16 protein-coding genes are annotated in these 14,629 nt (G+C 61.6%); 7 read left to right on the plus strand and 9 right to left on the minus strand.

Annotated elements, in window-relative coordinates; translation table 11 throughout:
• Positions 1-84 precede the first annotated feature (84 nt).
• Entirely contained in the window at positions 85-405 is a 321-nt protein-coding gene (locus AC1RDQ_RS01490; protein ID WP_090456459.1) for a DUF2388 domain-containing protein, read from the plus strand.
• A 53-nt stretch (positions 406-458) separates the two neighbouring features.
• Here AC1RDQ_RS01490 and AC1RDQ_RS01495 read toward each other — a convergent pair whose 3' ends face one another.
• The gene (locus tag AC1RDQ_RS01495) at positions 459-1,391 is read right to left on the minus strand and encodes a pyridoxal-phosphate dependent enzyme (protein ID WP_090456460.1); all 933 of its coding nucleotides are present in this window, start codon (positions 1,389-1,391) and stop codon (positions 459-461) included.
• Between the two features lie 102 nt (positions 1,392-1,493).
• Positions 1,494-2,285, minus strand: coding sequence for an SDR family NAD(P)-dependent oxidoreductase (locus tag AC1RDQ_RS01500; protein WP_492586023.1), 792 nt, complete (start codon positions 2,283-2,285; stop codon positions 1,494-1,496).
• Between the two features lie 124 nt (positions 2,286-2,409).
• Here AC1RDQ_RS01500 and AC1RDQ_RS01505 point away from each other — a divergent pair, with 124 nt between their 5' ends.
• Positions 2,410-3,357, plus strand: coding sequence for a GlxA family transcriptional regulator (locus AC1RDQ_RS01505; protein ID WP_340313880.1), 948 nt, complete (start codon positions 2,410-2,412; stop codon positions 3,355-3,357).
• 110 nt (positions 3,358-3,467) lie between these two features.
• Entirely contained in the window at positions 3,468-4,127 is a 660-nt protein-coding gene (locus AC1RDQ_RS01510; protein ID WP_218496350.1) for a methyltransferase family protein, read from the plus strand.
• A 104-nt stretch (positions 4,128-4,231) separates the two neighbouring features.
• Here AC1RDQ_RS01510 and AC1RDQ_RS01515 read toward each other — a convergent pair whose 3' ends face one another.
• The 5 genes from AC1RDQ_RS01515 to AC1RDQ_RS01535 form a co-directional block, all read right to left on the minus strand.
• Complete coding sequence (locus tag AC1RDQ_RS01515) at positions 4,232-4,894, minus strand: HAD-IA family hydrolase (protein ID WP_218496348.1); 663 nt, start codon at positions 4,892-4,894, stop codon at positions 4,232-4,234.
• A 60-nt stretch (positions 4,895-4,954) separates the two neighbouring features.
• Entirely contained in the window at positions 4,955-5,362 is a 408-nt protein-coding gene (locus tag AC1RDQ_RS01520; RefSeq protein WP_150815275.1) for a response regulator, read from the minus strand.
• A 230-nt stretch (positions 5,363-5,592) separates the two neighbouring features.
• On the minus strand, positions 5,593-5,892 hold the full coding sequence (locus AC1RDQ_RS01525) for a pentapeptide MXKDX repeat protein (protein ID WP_492586025.1): 300 nt from the start codon (positions 5,890-5,892) through the stop codon (positions 5,593-5,595).
• Positions 5,893-5,945: 53 nt separating this feature from the next.
• Positions 5,946-6,731: a molybdopterin-dependent oxidoreductase gene (locus AC1RDQ_RS01530; RefSeq protein WP_090456473.1), complete on the minus strand. Its 786-nt coding sequence runs from the start codon at positions 6,729-6,731 to the stop codon at positions 5,946-5,948.
• The gene (locus AC1RDQ_RS01535; protein ID WP_154862311.1) at positions 6,728-7,345 is read right to left on the minus strand and encodes a cytochrome b/b6 domain-containing protein; all 618 of its coding nucleotides are present in this window, start codon (positions 7,343-7,345) and stop codon (positions 6,728-6,730) included. Before AC1RDQ_RS01535 ends, AC1RDQ_RS01530 begins: the two co-directional genes overlap by 4 nt.
• A gap of 170 nt (positions 7,346-7,515) precedes the next feature.
• Here AC1RDQ_RS01535 and AC1RDQ_RS01540 point away from each other — a divergent pair, with 170 nt between their 5' ends.
• From AC1RDQ_RS01540 to AC1RDQ_RS01555, 4 genes are all read left to right on the plus strand, one after another.
• Positions 7,516-8,112, plus strand: coding sequence for a sigma-70 family RNA polymerase sigma factor (locus AC1RDQ_RS01540; protein ID WP_492586027.1), 597 nt, complete (start codon positions 7,516-7,518; stop codon positions 8,110-8,112).
• Positions 8,105-8,641 (plus strand): FecR/PupR family sigma factor regulator, encoded by a 537-nt coding sequence (locus tag AC1RDQ_RS01545; RefSeq protein WP_492586029.1) that lies wholly within the window; start codon positions 8,105-8,107, stop codon positions 8,639-8,641. The genes AC1RDQ_RS01540 and AC1RDQ_RS01545 overlap by 8 nt, the downstream gene beginning before the upstream one ends.
• Before the next feature lie 101 nt (positions 8,642-8,742).
• Entirely contained in the window at positions 8,743-11,106 is a 2,364-nt protein-coding gene (locus AC1RDQ_RS01550; RefSeq protein WP_340313891.1) for a TonB-dependent receptor, read from the plus strand.
• Between the two features lie 76 nt (positions 11,107-11,182).
• Positions 11,183-12,130: a class I SAM-dependent methyltransferase gene (locus AC1RDQ_RS01555; RefSeq protein ID WP_492586031.1), complete on the plus strand. Its 948-nt coding sequence runs from the start codon at positions 11,183-11,185 to the stop codon at positions 12,128-12,130.
• On the opposite strand, the gene AC1RDQ_RS01560 is transcribed toward AC1RDQ_RS01555, so the two are convergent.
• Together AC1RDQ_RS01560 and AC1RDQ_RS01565 are read right to left on the minus strand one after the other, a co-directional pair.
• Positions 12,108-13,460, minus strand: a complete 1,353-nt coding sequence (locus tag AC1RDQ_RS01560) for an MFS transporter (protein WP_492586033.1) — start codon at positions 13,458-13,460, stop codon at positions 12,108-12,110. The genes AC1RDQ_RS01555 and AC1RDQ_RS01560 overlap by 23 nt on opposite strands.
• A gap of 37 nt (positions 13,461-13,497) precedes the next feature.
• Positions 13,498-14,574, minus strand: a complete 1,077-nt coding sequence (locus AC1RDQ_RS01565; protein WP_492586035.1) for a C45 family autoproteolytic acyltransferase/hydrolase — start codon at positions 14,572-14,574, stop codon at positions 13,498-13,500.
• Positions 14,575-14,629: the final 55 nt, after the last annotated feature.

A 14,629-nucleotide genomic window follows, 5' to 3' on the forward strand; every position in this document is an offset into this window, starting at 1 on the left:
ATGCCAGGGAACTCTCGGCGACCGTCACGCATCCTAAACTATGTGGTACTTACCTTATGCTTCATGCTGTCGGAGGACACCGTCATGCGCCGCATATTTATCATTTCTTCCCTGGTACTTTGTTTACCCTTCGGCTCGGCTCTGGCCGATGTGGATGCGGGTGACGTCGCCACTTCCGCCGGGGTTTCCGCCTCGCTGTACTCGACGTTCAAAGACGACAAACTCATGATTCCCGCCCGGGATGACGCTTCCAGCTTCGTCGCCAGCGGCGGTGCGATTCGTGGTGCTTACCTGGAGGCACTGTTGAAAAAGGTCCGCCAGGACAATCCCGCCCTCAACAATGCAAGCGACGAAGACCTGGCCCGCGCCATTCTCGTCCAGGACGGCGTTGCCACCGATCACTGAAGATCGTCATCGCCAGCGGTGGGGCTTGTGACACCGGGATAGCGTTTCCAGCCCTACCTGGCGTGCGTGCCAGTGGACAAACGTGCCCACCCGGCCACGATTTGGGCGTTGATACTCACCCCGCCGCACACCACGATCACCACGTCATTGGCGTCGGCAATCGCCGGGTGATCCAGGTAGGCAATCGCCAATGAAACCCCGCACGCAGGTTCGACCAGCTGACGCAAATCATTGGCGTAACGCACTACGCCCATGATCGCCTCATCATCACTGAGCACCACGCACTCATGGGGGAATTCGCCGATGTGCTTGACCGGCCAGGTGGCCACTTGTGCGGCGCCCAGGGACGTGGCGACAGTGTCGATTTTCGGCAGTCTGACCGGATGCCCGGCCGCCACCGCCGCGGCGAATGATGCCGCGCCTTCGGTTTCGCAGGCAACGATGCGGCAATCGGTGCGCCGATGACGAATCAGGCCGGTGAGCAGCCCCGCCAGCAAGCCACCGCCGCCCACCGATGTCACCAGCACATCCACTGGCGGGCAGTCTTCAAGGATTTCATCGACCATGGTGCTGTGCCCTTCCCACAACACCGGGTGGTCGAAGGCCGGCACAAATTCAGTGCGCGGGTCCTGGGCGAGTTCCCGCGCCCGTTGATTGGCTTCGTCCCAGACCTTGCCGTGCACGATCACCTCGGCGCCGGTATTGCTGATCCGCGCCCGGGTACTCTGAGGGGTGGTGTGCGGCACCACGATGCATGCCTTGAGCCCCAGGCATGCAGCGGCCATGGCCGTGGCCAGTCCCGCGTTACCGCCGGAGGGACAGACCACCTTGCGCTTGCCCTGCTGCGCCGCCCGGCTGCACAGCAAGCCAATGCCGCGTATTTTGAACGAGCCGCCAGGTTGCAGGTTTTCCAGTTTCAGCCAGATGCGGCGGGTCGGGGTCGACAGGCCAGGGTGCAGGATCAAAGGCGTTCGGATGTGAAGCATATGGGCTCCTGTTACACGCCACCGGCCCGTCGAGCTTGCACGAGCCGGTGGTGAACGGTCCTCTCTCCCAAGCTTAGTTCACCCGACCTCGGGGCGACCGCCTCAGCGATAGCGCGGCGCCGCCACGGAGTTGCCAAACAACCCGGACAGCGTCTGCCGCTGGGCTTCGTAACAGTCCCACTGGCTGGCATCGTGCAGGCCGGGAATGGTCACCACTTCGCCGGCCGCCAGGCCAACGAGCGCGGCATCGACCATGTCTTCGGCCGACATCACGATTTCCTGCGGCAGGTTTTCCACCGGGTTGCCGGCCTCGCTCCAGAAATCAGTGGCGGTTGCCCCCGGCAACACAGCCTGGATGCGCACGCCTTTGTCCGCCAGTTCATGCTGCATCGACTGGCTCAGGCTCAAGACGAACGCCTTGGTACCGCCGTACACGCCGTTGAGGATTTCCGGGGCGATGGCGACGATGGAGGCGATATTGATCACGGTGCCAGTGCCCCGGGCGACGAAGCCCGGCACCACGGCATACGCCAGGCGCATCAATGCTGTCACGTTGAGGTTGATCATCGCTTCCATGTCGTCCACGGGACTTCCTAGCAGCGACATGACGCCACCGACTCCGGCGTTGTTGACCAACAGGGTGATGCTGGCATCGCTGCGCAGGATCTGTTCGACCCGCAGCGAATCCGCCTTGTTCTTCAGGTCCGCGACAATCACTTCCACGGTGCGTCCGGTCTGGTCGCTCAAATGATTGGCCAGGGCATTGAGCCTGGCCCGGCTGCGGGCCACCAGGATCAGGTCGTAACCCTGCCGGGCGAGACGATCGGCATACACCGCGCCAATGCCCGAAGAAGCGCCGGTGATCAGTGCAGTACCTTTGGATGAGAGCGCCATGGTGCAATTCCTCTACGGTGAGGCGAGAGATTCGCCGGGTGCAGACCGTTATAAAGGGACTTACGACTGTCTCAAATGACGTTTAAAGTACGTTTTTCGGACATGAGCATTTGAGGGCAGCCCCATGATCAACGTGGCGTTCGTGGTTTTCGAGGGTTTCCAGTCCATGGCGCTGGCCGCCATGCCGGTGTTCGAGTACGCCAATTTCAGTGCCGCAGAGACGCTGTATGACGTGCGCGTGCTGTCCGAAAACGGTCACACCCTGCGTGCCTCCGGCGGTTTGAGCGTCGGCACCGAGGCATTCGACGGGCGCGTGTTCGACACGGTGATCGTGGTCGGCGGCGACTCGATCATCGAACAGGCGCCCGAGGCCGTGCTGGATTACCTGCGGGCCAGTATCAATTCGGCACGCCGCACGGCGTCGATCTGCTCCGGGGCGTTCGTCATGGCCCAGGCCGGCTTGCTCGACGGACGGCGGGCCACCACCCACTGGGCCTACGCCCGGGAACTGCAGGCACGGTTTCCGGCGATCAAGGTCGAGCCTGATCGCATCTATGTGATCGACGGTTCGATCTGGACCTCCGCCGGCATGACGGCGGGCATCGACCTCGCCCTGGCCATGGTGGAAAAGGACCACGGCGCCGAGCTGGCCCGGGCCGTGGCGCAGAAACTGGTGATGTACCACCGGCGCGCCGGCGGCCAGTCGCAGCACTCGGCGCTGCTGGAGCTGGCACCGAAATCCGATCGTATTCAAACCGTGCTCGGCTACGCCCGGGAACACCTCGCCCAGCCTCTTTCGGTGGAGCAACTGGCGCAAGTGGCCAACCTCAGCCCCCGGCAGTTCAGCCGGGCATTTCGCGCCGAAACCGGGCAATCCCCGGCCAAGGCCATCGAGAACCTGCGTCTGGAAGCGGCGCGACAGATGCTTGAACGCGGACGCCTGACCCTCGACCAGATCGCCCAGGAAACCGGGTTCACAGACCGCCGTCGCATGCGCGAAACGTTCCTGCGGGTGTTCGGTCAACCGCCACAGGTGATTCGGCGCAATGCGAGAGCGGAGGAGTTTGTGTAGGCGCCGGCTCGCCGGTCATATCCTCTGAAGCCGGTGTCGAGTCTTCAAACGCCTTCGCTGGCAAGCCAGCTCCTACAATGAAGGGAGGCACTTTCGCGTGTGAGGCACTTATGAAAATCTCGGCCAGACTGGCGTTTTTCGCCGTGGTCAGCACCCTCGCCTACCTTGGCCTGGCGATCTGGGGAATCGGTGGATTCGCGGCTTATTTCAGCCACGGTTCACTGCTCGTCATTGCCCTGGCCACCCTGATCATGGCTGTCGCGTCTCTGTTCACCGAGGTCAACCTGAGTTCGGGGGAACGCGAAGACCGGGCCAACCGCTGGGTCATTCCGGCCTTCGGGGTGATCGGGTTGCTGAGCGGCTTTCTGCCGGCCTATACCGACCGCATCGATTTCTGGACCTTTGGCGGTGAAGGCGTGCGCTGGCTTGGGGCGCTGTTGTTCATCGTCGGCGGCGCGCTGCGGTTGTGGCCGGTGTTTGTGCTGGGCAAGCGCTTCAGTGGGCTGGTGGCCATTCAGCCGGGCCATCGACTGGTCACCGAGGGAATCTACCGCAACCTGCGCAACCCCAGTTATCTGGGGATGATGGTCATCGGCATCGGTTGGGCACTGGCCTTTCGTTCTGGTGTCGGGCTGATATTGGTGGCGCTGACGCTGATCCCGCTGATTGCGCGCATTCACTCGGAAGAGGCCTTGCTGAGGGCGCAGTTCGGCAGCGAATACGAGGCCTATTGCGCTCGTTCCTGGCGGTTGATCCCCGGGCTTTACTGAAGAAACGCAGGCCCCTGTGGGAGCGAGCTTGCTCGCGATAGCGTCTACCTGTTTGCTATTGATTTGACTGGAAAACTGCTATCGCGAGCAAGCTCGCTCCCACATTAGACGGCGTGCAGGCGCAGACCTGCGGCATCCACCAGAACCCGCACCGATTCATAACTTGCCAACGTCGCATGCAACGTCTCGATCGGCTGCTCATGGGTCGCCGTGACAATCATCAAGTCCGCCCCCGCCGCCTCAGCCGCCAGAATCCCCACCGTGGCGTCCTCAAAAACCAGGCACTGCTCAGGCTCGACGCCCAAGCGCCGGGCCGCGAGTTTGTACCCCGCCGGATCGGGTTTGCCGACCGTGACGTCCTCGGCCGTAATCATGACGTCAGGCTCCGGTATCCCCGCCGCCGCCATCCGCCGCAACGCCAGTTCCCGCGGGGCGGAAGTGACGATGGCCCATTGGCCGGCTGGCAAGGACCGCAAGAATTTCGCCGCGCCAGCCACTTCCAGTACCCCGTCGACGTCGACGACTTCCGCTTCGGTAATCCACGCGGCTTCGGCCTCGGCATCCACCCCAGGCAAGTCCAGGCGCCTGATGGTGTCGATGGCGCGGGCACCGTGAATGGTCGGCAGGAAGCTGTCGACATCGACACCATGGCGCACCGCCCAGGTGGTCCAGACCCGCTCGGCGGCGGCAATGGACGTCAGGACGGTGCCGTCCATATCGAACAGAAAGGCTCGGTAAGTCGAGTTGAATACAGAGTGATCGGACAAGGAAAAGAACCTCGCAGGTGCCGGACGGATTTGCCCGGCAATGTAGCATCTGCGCGCAGGTCAGTTGAGTCGTTTGGACTTGAAGGTCTGGCCCACGCAATCGAGCAGCCCGCCAATCATCCAGGGTTTCTTGATGAAAGAGACCGCGTGCCGCACGCCTGCGCTTTCAGGGGTTTCGAAACCGGACATGATCATGATCGGCTTGTCCGGCCAGCGATCGCCGAACTGGTTGGCCAGGTCCGCGCCGTTGAGCGTGCCGGGCATGGTGATGTCTGTCAGCAGCATGCCCACCTGTGGCGCATGCTGCTCCAGATAAATCGCTGCCGCGTCCGCGCTGATTTGCGGCTCGACGACAAAACCTTCCTCCTGAAGAATTTCACAGAGAAACTCCAGGATCAGCGGGTCGTCCTCAACCACCAGAATCAACCCGCCAGGAAGATCCCCACCCGCCGTCGGTACTCGACTCATGACCGTGCCGCTCCCTGATTGCCTCGATGATTTCGCGGGTTCTGATCCGCCACCTAAAAGGTATGAGCAGCGGAATCGGTGGAAATTCATTTTTGATACAGCAGATCGACAATAGGAAAACCTGTGGGAGCGAGCTTGCTCGCGATGGCGGCGTGCCAGTCAACAGGGATTCGACTGTCAGGCCCTCATCGCGAGCAAGCTCGCTCCCACAGGTTTTGTGTTGCCTTTGATTATTGCGACATGGCGTCTTTGCTCATGCTGTCCTTGGACATGGCATCTTTCTTCATCGCGTCCTTGGACATTGCATCCTTGGACATGCCGTCTTTGGACATGGCGTCTTTGGACATGGCGTCCCTGGACATCGAATCGGTCTTCTTCATCGCATCCTTGGACATGGCATCTTTGGACATCGAGTCCTTGCTCATGCTGTCCTTGCTCATGCTGCCGTTATCAACAGCAGTAGCGGCAAACACAGAGGCAGCACCAACGGCCAGGCACATGGACAGAACAACAGTGGTCAACTTTTTCATGATGGATCTCCTTGGAGCACGGGTTTGCGGACGGTGAATGTTTCGCACGTTCATCAGCTGCCACCGAACCAGTTGTAGCCCTGGTCTTCCCAGTAGCCGCCGCTGTAGGTGTTGCTGACGAAAATCGCCTGAATGTGTTTGGGGTTCTTGTAGCCAAGCTTGGTGGGCATGCGCAGCTTCATCGGGAAGCCGTATTCGCGCGGCAGCACCGCGCCGTCCCAGGTCAGCGCCAACAGGGTTTGCGCATGCAGCGCGGTGGCCATGTCGATGCTGGTGTAGTAGTCGTCGGCGCATTTGAAACCGACGTATTTGGCATCGGTGTCGGCGCCGATGCGCTTGAGGAAATCGCTGAAGCGCACGCCGCCCCAACGCCCGATCGCGCTCCAGCCTTCGACGCAAATGTGCCGGGTGATCTGCTCGGTCTGGGCCATGGCCCTTAGCTCTTCGAGGCGCCAGCTGCGCTTGTCGGCGACCAGGCCGGTGACTTCCAGGCGATAGCCCTCCTCCTCCACCGTCGGCGCTTCGTCGATGCCGTAGAAGGCATTGAAGGGAAACGGCCGGGTGATCATCGATTCGGGATAGGTCGGCGCCATCGCGTTGGGGTTGAACAGCCAACCTTGCACCCGGTCGTTGAAGCGCGACATGGACGACAGCGCAGTCTCAACACTGTCGTTGTCAGTGATGTTGCAGCCGGACAGCATCGCCACGCCGCCAAGGGTCAGGCCGCGCAACAGGAACGAGCGGCGCGAGCGGTCCTCGATCTGTGGCGCGAGGATCTTGCGGGCATCGGTGAGGATCGAATCCTCGTCCAGCCCGGCTACCTGAATGCGCTTTTTCATACCTGCTCCTTGTGGCCGACGATCATGGCCCACAGCGTTTTTGGAACCAGTGCGACCATCACCAGATGCACCGCCACGAAGGCCACCAGCAATGCCATGGCGAAGAAGTGCACACGGCGTGCGCCCTCGTAGCCGAACAGCAACTCACGCAACAGCGGAAACTGCACCGACTTCCACAACACCAGCCCGGAGAGCACCAGCAGGAGGATGTCGACCATCACGAACAGGTATGCAAAACGCTGCACCTGGTTGTAATGATTGAGGTCGGCGTGCCCGAGTTTTCCCCGCAAGGCGGCCCACAGGTCGTGCAACACGCCTTTGGGCGACACCGGGAAGAAACGCCGCTTCAGGCGCCCGCTGAACAGGTTGAAGGCCAGGTAAATCAGACCGTTGACCGCCAGGAACCACATCGCCGCGAAGTGCCATTGCAGCGCGCCTGCCAGCCAGCCGCCGAGGGTGATCGAATTGGGAAAGCTGAAATCGTAGAGCGGCGAGGCGTTATAGATGCGCCAACCGCTGGTGACCATCACCAGCACCGCCAGGGCGTTGAGCCAATGGGTCAGCCGCAGCCAGCGTGGATGGCTGGCCTTGGGTGAAGCAGTTGTCTGCGACATGTCCGGCTCCCGTTTGTTGTTGTTCGTTGGAGCCGAGTATGGAAGCCGGAAGATCGCCAAATCCTCACGCAAAGTTAAATTAAACGTGATAACTCTCGGGACACGCGCCCCGCTTTCTGCCTCCCGACAATCAACCTCGTCATCAACGGACTTGAACGGCGCGTTGCGACATGACAGCATTCGCAACTGCAACAACTTCCCATTTGCGAATTATCTTCGTTCGAGGTTTCGTCGTGTCGGGCCAGTCCGCTTCGTCCCTTTCCGAGCTTTACCGTGGGCATCACGGCTGGCTTTTCGGCTGGCTGCGTAAAAAGCTCGGTTGTCCCGAAAACGCGGCTGACGTGGCCCATGACACCTTCGTCAAACTGCTGGGCCTGGACGTGCTGCCGACGTTGCAGGAGCCGCGGGCCTATCTGCTGGTGGCGGCCAATCGCCTGTTGATCAATCAGTACCATCGCCGCCAGGTCGAAGCGGAAACCCTGCGCAGCATGGCTGTTCTGCTTGATCAACAGACCCAGCAAGGCCCGGAACGGATCAACGCGATAAACCAGTTGCTCGGTAAAGTTCTGCTGCTCTTGTTGGAAGAACTGGAGGACAAACCGCGCCAGGCGTTCCTGATGGCGCGTGTCGATGGCTGTTCTTATGCCCAGATCGCCAGGCACCTCAAGGTCTCAGAAAGCAGCGTCAAGCAGTACCTGGCCAAGTCGCTTGCGCACTGCCACGCCCGTCTGTTCGACGCCCTGCCCGATGGATTGAACGATGACTGACGGCCTTGTTCAGGAGCAGATCCGCGAGCAGGCGGCACTGTGGCTGGTGCGTCTGGACGAGAACCCGACGACTGCCGAACTGGCCGAATTCAACGCCTGGCGGGACGCGGATGCACGCCATGCGCAACTGTTCGAACAACTCCAGCAACTGTGGCAATCGCTGTCACCGCCCGCGAAAACCCGGCCTCGTCGCGCGCGCCTGATTGGCGCAGCGCTGGTGTTACCGGCGGCAATCGCCCTCGCCCAGTTCCTGCCGGTGCAAACCTGGATCGCGCCCGGCACGCAGGTACCGATGTCGCCCCGCGCCCAACTGATCTTCCATGACAGGCCACTGCCCGAGGTACTGGCCGAAATTGAACGGCATCGTCGGGGCATTATCTGGGTGTCGGATGCGCAATTGCAGGCCCTGCGCTTTACGGGCGTGCTGCCGGCACAAGACAGCGATGCCGCGCTGGCGTTGTTGCAGGCGGCCTTGCCGATACGCGTCGAGAGTTACAGCCAATTGCTAATCCAGGTGCGCAAACGCTGAGTCTCTGGAAAGAGCCTCGAAAAAAATCTTCAAGACAACTGCCCGATTTCATTTCAGCCCGGTCATTGGAGTTAATACAGTCGATTCCATGGGCAACAACAATGACCAACCAGACCTTTTCCCTCTTTCGCCTGAGCGCTCTGGCACTGGCCTTGAGCTGCGCCGCACCGGCCTTCGCCGACACCGCGACAGACACCTGGCACTTCGAGCTGGCGAGCCAGCCGCTGGAAACCGCGCTGACGGCGCTAGCCACTCAAACCGGGCTCTCCATCGGTGTCGACGCGGCACTGCTGCGTGGCAAATCGGCGCCGTCGCTGCAAGGTGACTACAACGCTGAACAGGCGCTCAATGCCGTGCTGCGCGACAGCGGCCTGCAATGGCGCTTCAGCGGGGACAACAGCGTCATCCTGCAACCGGCGCCGGCACCGATGGAACTGGGCAACGGTCCGCTGGCGTTGTCCGACACGGTGGTTTCCGCCACCCGCAGCGAAGCCAGCATCGCCTCGATTCCCGGCACCGTGCAGCTGATATCGCAAAAGGACATTGCGCAACAGTCCGCTGCCGGGCGCAACGTGGCCGACATTCTCGGCACGCTGGTCCCGGGTCTGGCGCCCTCATCCGGGACCATGAGCAACTATGGCCAGACCATACGCGGACGTAACGTGCTGGTGCTGATCGATGGTGTATCCCAGAACGCCAGTCGCGATGTGTCACGCCAACTCAACAGCATCGCGCCATCGAGCATCGAGCGCATCGAAGTGGTCTCAGGCGCCAGCAGCCTTTACGGCGCCGGCGCTTCCGGGGGGATCATCAACGTCATCACCAAACGCAACGAAGGACAACCCTTGGCATTGAGCAGTCGCGTGGGCATCAGCAGCGCCGACAATTTCAATAGCAAAGGCTTTGCCTACGATGTCTTCCAGAGCGTGACCGGGCGTGAGAAAGCCTTCGACTGGTACCTGTCCGCCGACCTGTTGCAACGCAACGATCAATTCGACGGCAATGGTAATCGCATCGCCCAGGAAGCTTTTCAGGGCAGCAACATGGACACCGAGAGCCATGACCTGCACGCCAGATTCGGCTTTGATCTGGATGACGATCGACGCCTGAGCCTTTCCTTGCAGGAATACGAGGACAAGCAAGACACCGGTTACGTGGCCGGCGTTCGCAATGGTGAGTCAGTGGCGGTCAAGGGTTTGCAGCTGAGTGATCAGCCGTTTACCCATAATCAGGCGGTGAACTTCAATTACAGCGATCAGGATCTGTTCGGCCAGCAATTGCAGGTGGAAAGCTACTGGCGCAAACAAGAGGCACGTTTCTTCCCTTACAACTGGGGCGCCAATGCCGGGGTCGTCGCCTCCGAAAGCCAGGCCGATGTCTATGGCGTGCGCACCGCCGTGGACAGTGCGTTGCCCTCGATTGGCAGCGCCACCGGCAGCCTGGTCTGGGGTGCCGACTTCGAGAATGAACGCATCAGCCAGCACGGCGACCGCTACAGCGTCGATGGGTTGGTCTATACGCCGACGGGTCAGCGCTATGCATTTGGCCCCGACATCGAAACCAACACCACCGCGCTCTTTGCCCAGTCGAGCTGGGACATCGGCGACTGGACACTGCGCGGCGGTGCACGGCATGAATGGATTCACAGCGACGTCGCCGACAGCATTGCCTTTGGCGGCATCTGGCAAGCGGGGGTGACCGAGGTGCTGCCGGGCGGCACGCTGAAGTACGAAGACACCCTCTACAACCTTGGCGCGGTCTATCACATCAGCAGTGCGCAGGATGTTTTCGTCAATTTCAGCCAGGGTTTCTCGTTGCCCGATGTCCAGCGTTTCCTGCGTGATGTTCGCGGCAGCTATGACATCCAGGACCTCAACGCCCAGGCCATCAAGGTTGACAGTTACGAACTGGGGTGGCGTGGGGATTGGGATTCGCTGCAAGGCAACATCACCGTGTTCGAAAACCGTTCCGACGTGACTCAGTACTACGATTCCGTCACACGTGCGCAGCGTCTTATCGACCAGAAAGAACGCGTGCGTGGCATCGAGACCAGTCTTGCCTATCACCTGGACGATGCCTGGTCGCTGGGCGGAACCTATGCCTGGACCAAAGGTGAGACCCATCAGAACGGCGAATGGCGCGACCTGCCGGCCACCCGCATCTCACCCGCCAAAACCACGGCCTTCATCGCCTATGAGCAGAGCGACTACAACCTGCGATTGCAAGCCCTTCGCCTGGAAAGCTACGACGCCGGATTCCAGGACGGGAACGGTCGTAAAATCGAAGGCTACACCACGGTCGATCTGTTGGCTGGCGTGGCGCTACCGGTCGGCAAACTGGACCTGGGCATCTACAACCTGAGCGACCGCAACTATCAAACGCTCTACATGCAAGCCAATGCCGCCGCGCCATACCCGAATGCCGAAGGACGTCGATTGGCCGTCAGCTATTCGGTGGACTGGTAAACGCTTGCGCTAACGGTTCGTTGAGGGGGCAATTGGGTTTAGAATGCTGCCCCTTTCACGCCACCGAACCGACCCGATGAACCCTGAAGCCCTCGCCACTCTCAACCAGCACCTGCTGACCGCCCTCGCGGCAGCCCCCGCCGAAACCCGCCGCCTGTTCCACGGCCGTGGCCGCTGCTGGCCAGGGCTGGAGCAAGTGACCGTGGACTGGTTGCAGGGCGTCGTGCTGGTGGCGCTGTTCAAGGAACCGGAAGCGGCGCAGCTGGAAGACCTGAAGCAGTTGCTGATGGCGATCACCGAGTCAGCGCAATGGGCCCAGTCCGGCGCCCACACCCTGTTGCTGCAACATCGCTACCTGCTGCAAAGCACCACCGAGTGGCTGCTGGGGGACGTCATCGAGGAAATGACCATCACCGAGGGTGGCCTGAAGTACCGGGTGGACCTGGGCCGCAAACAGAACACCGGGCTGTTCCTCGACATGCGCTACGGTCGCGACTGGGTGCGGGCCAATGCCGAGGGCAAGCGGGTGTTGAACCTGTTCGCCTACACCTGCGGTTTTTCGGTGGCGGCCATCGAAGGCGGCGCGAGCCACGTGGTCAACCTCGACATGTCGAGCCCGGCCTTGAACCGTGGCCGTGACAACCACCGGCTCAACGGCCACGACATGAGCAAGGTCGGTTTCCTCGGCCACGACCTGTTCAAGTCCTGGGGCAAGGTGATCGGCAAGGGGCCGTACGACCTGGTGATCATCGACCCCCCATCGTTCCAGAAAGGCAGCTTTTTGCTGACCAAGGACTACCAGCGAGTGTTGCGCCGATTGCCGGAATTGCTCAGCCCCCAGGGTACCGTGCTGGCGTGCATGAACGACCCGGCGTTCGGTGCCGACTTCCTGATTGACGGCGTGACCCGCGAAGCGCCAAGCCTGCGGTTCGAACAGCGGCTGGAGAACCCGCCGGAGTTTCCGGATGCGGATGTCGAGTGTGGGTTGAAGGCGTTGGTGTTCAAGCAGCGCCTGACCGACTGACCGTCGTTGCGGCGGGCAGCACGCCCTCATCCCTCGACACTTCATCAATCTGCGCCATGCTCAAGTGCGCCGTTTCCCTCAGGAAGAACGAGCAAACCGCGACAATCGCCAACGCCACCGAGCCATACACTGCAACCCCGACTGCATTGTGGTTGGTGGCAATCAGGATCGCCGTGGCCACGCTCGACGCCGTACCACCGCCCAGTGCTGCGCCGATCTGGTAGGCGGCAGACATCCCCGAATAGCGCATATCCCGGGGGAACTGCTCTGCGAGAAAGGCCGGAATCGGCCCCTGGGTCGCCCCCATGAATGCACCGACCGCGATGTACGCCAGGGTCGATACCCACAGGCTTTTCATGCCGACCAACGGGAAGAAGGCAAAGAACCCGATGGCCATGATGATTGCGCCGAAGATCATGACTTTGCGTCGGCCGATCCGGTCGGACAGCAGGGCAAACAGCGGAGCCGTCACCACGATGGCCACCGACAACGAAAAGTCGAAGATCAGCGCGTCCGTGCTGCTGTAGCCGAGTTGGGTGGCATACGACAAAAAGAACGTGCTGCCGATATAGGCGATGGTCACGTAGCCAAACGCGATCCCGGTGCACAGCAGCATTTCCTTCGGGCGTGCCCGCAGTGCCGCGACCAGGGGAATGCGTGCCTGCGTTTTGTGTTCGACTGGCTGTGCCACCGGTTTTTGCAGCCGCGCATAGAGCCCGATCAGCACCAGCAGACCGCCCAGCCAGAACGGGATGCGCCAGGCGAAATCGGCAAGGTTATCGTTCGAGGCGACACTGACGATGCCGAACACCGCTGCCCCCAGGATGCCACCGATGCCGATGCCCATGCTGGTGAAACTGCCCCACAGTCCTCGTCGACCGGGTGGTGCCGATTCGATGCCGAACAGCGCCGCCCCGCCCCACTCGCCGCCAGCGGCGAAGCCTTGTATCAACCGCAGCAGCACCAGGAGTGCCGGTGCTGCCAGGCCTATCGACGAATAGCCCGGCAGACATCCGATCAAAAAGGTGCTCAGGCCCATCAGCAACAGGGTGATCACCAGCATTTTCTGTCGGCCGATCTTGTCACCGTAGTGCCCGAAGACCATGCCGCCCAACGGACGGGCAAAAAAACCCGCGCCAAAGGCCGCGAAGGCAAACAACGTGGCGGTGAGTGGGTCCATCTGCGGGAAGAACACCTTGGGAAACACCAGCGCCGCCGCCGTGCCGTAGATGACGAAGTCATAGAACTCCAGCGCGGTACCCATGCCGGAGACGAAAAAGGTTCTGAGGGCGGATTGCGAACCCGCCGTGCAATGACCGTTACTAGCCATATCGAGTGCTCTTTTTGTTGTTATGGAGGACGCCGGTTCAGAACCGCTGAAAGCCGTCGCGGGCCAGTTGCATCGGGTTGCCGGCAGCGTATTCGAGGACGCCGTGTTCGCTGTCGATGCCGATGGTCAGCAGGGTTTCCCAGCGCTCGGTGGCCGGCATGCTCAGGTCCGGATGGAAACAGATCGGCGCCTCGTCGCCGGCGGCACCGCACATGGCGGCCGCCCGGCGATTCAAGTCGCCATGGCTCATGTCGACCCGCGCGGCGTTGACATGAGCCAGGCGTGCGTAGGTGGTCGAAGCGTCCGGCGTCCGCTCGCCAAGGCTGAGTGCCGCGTCGAGAAAGTGGTTGGTGTGGGTGATCCAGCCGTCCTCACCGGGCAAAACCACGGCGGTGCCGGCGGCGGACATTTCAATGCTCGCCGCACGTGGCGATGCATCGCTGCGGGAGAACACCGTCAGCACCGTCGAGGCACTGACCCGCGCCGATCGCGCCAGGGCAATCGCCTCTTCTACGCTGGTGGCCTCCTCCAGAATCCGCCGGGCAATCGCATGCACTGGCACCCCGGCCACGGCGTTGTCACTGGCGTGGTGCAGGATGTTGAAGTGCAGCCCGATGCCTGCGCTGTTCACGCCGATCTTGCCGAGCATGCCGAACTCGGTGAACAGCTTGACGGTGAGTCCGGAGCTGGCCGTGAGTTGCAACAGCATGCCGTGGGGCACCAGGGAATCGTGCCAGTCCCAGGTCTGGATGGTCCTGGGCGCATCAGCCCCCGCTGGCGCATGCACCGCCGTCGAACATTCACCTTCGAGCGAGGCTGGCATCACCGCAAGAATTTCCGTACGGGCATTCAGGCTCGCCAGTTGCCACAGGGCAATCCCGGCACCTTCGGCCGTGGCCTCCAGCTCCCGGGCCAGGCTTGGGCTCCAGTCGGTGAGTGCTTGCAGGCTGGCTTCGCCGATCGAGCGCACCTGCTCGGGCGTAACACCGACCTGATTGAAAAAATCGAGATAGAGCGCCACCGTCTTGCCGATCTGTGCGCCCCAGGTTTCGCCAATCTGCTGGCCTCGGATTTGCGGGTTTTGGGTGTCGGTGACGAAGCAATGCAGTTTCACGAGCGGTGGTCCTTTTTTTGCGTTGGCATTCAGCCTGTGGGAGCGAGCTTGCTCG

It is taken from the genome of Pseudomonas sp. GW823-FHT02E01 (assembly GCF_058797535.1).

Coding starts and splice junctions, on each gene's coding strand:
- AC1RDQ_RS01520 (WP_150815275.1), bottom strand. CDS start 5,362: ATGAGTCGAGTACCGACGGCGGGTGGGGATCTTCCTGGCGGGTTGATT.
- AC1RDQ_RS01540 (WP_492586027.1), top strand. CDS start 7,516: ATGACAGCATTCGCAACTGCAACAACTTCCCATTTGCGAATTATCTTC.
- AC1RDQ_RS01500 (WP_492586023.1), bottom strand. CDS start 2,285: ATGGCGCTCTCATCCAAAGGTACTGCACTGATCACCGGCGCTTCTTCG.
- AC1RDQ_RS01550 (WP_340313891.1), top strand. CDS start 8,743: ATGACCAACCAGACCTTTTCCCTCTTTCGCCTGAGCGCTCTGGCACTG.
- AC1RDQ_RS01555 (WP_492586031.1), top strand. CDS start 11,183: ATGAACCCTGAAGCCCTCGCCACTCTCAACCAGCACCTGCTGACCGCC.
- AC1RDQ_RS01505 (WP_340313880.1), top strand. CDS start 2,410: ATGATCAACGTGGCGTTCGTGGTTTTCGAGGGTTTCCAGTCCATGGCG.
- AC1RDQ_RS01490 (WP_090456459.1), top strand. CDS start 85: ATGCGCCGCATATTTATCATTTCTTCCCTGGTACTTTGTTTACCCTTC.
- AC1RDQ_RS01535 (WP_154862311.1), bottom strand. CDS start 7,345: ATGTCGCAGACAACTGCTTCACCCAAGGCCAGCCATCCACGCTGGCTG.
- AC1RDQ_RS01510 (WP_218496350.1), top strand. CDS start 3,468: ATGAAAATCTCGGCCAGACTGGCGTTTTTCGCCGTGGTCAGCACCCTC.
- AC1RDQ_RS01560 (WP_492586033.1), bottom strand. CDS start 13,460: ATGGCTAGTAACGGTCATTGCACGGCGGGTTCGCAATCCGCCCTCAGA.
- AC1RDQ_RS01525 (WP_492586025.1), bottom strand. CDS start 5,892: ATGAAAAAGTTGACCACTGTTGTTCTGTCCATGTGCCTGGCCGTTGGT.
- AC1RDQ_RS01530 (WP_090456473.1), bottom strand. CDS start 6,731: ATGAAAAAGCGCATTCAGGTAGCCGGGCTGGACGAGGATTCGATCCTC.
- AC1RDQ_RS01495 (WP_090456460.1), bottom strand. CDS start 1,391: ATGCTTCACATCCGAACGCCTTTGATCCTGCACCCTGGCCTGTCGACC.
- AC1RDQ_RS01545 (WP_492586029.1), top strand. CDS start 8,105: ATGACTGACGGCCTTGTTCAGGAGCAGATCCGCGAGCAGGCGGCACTG.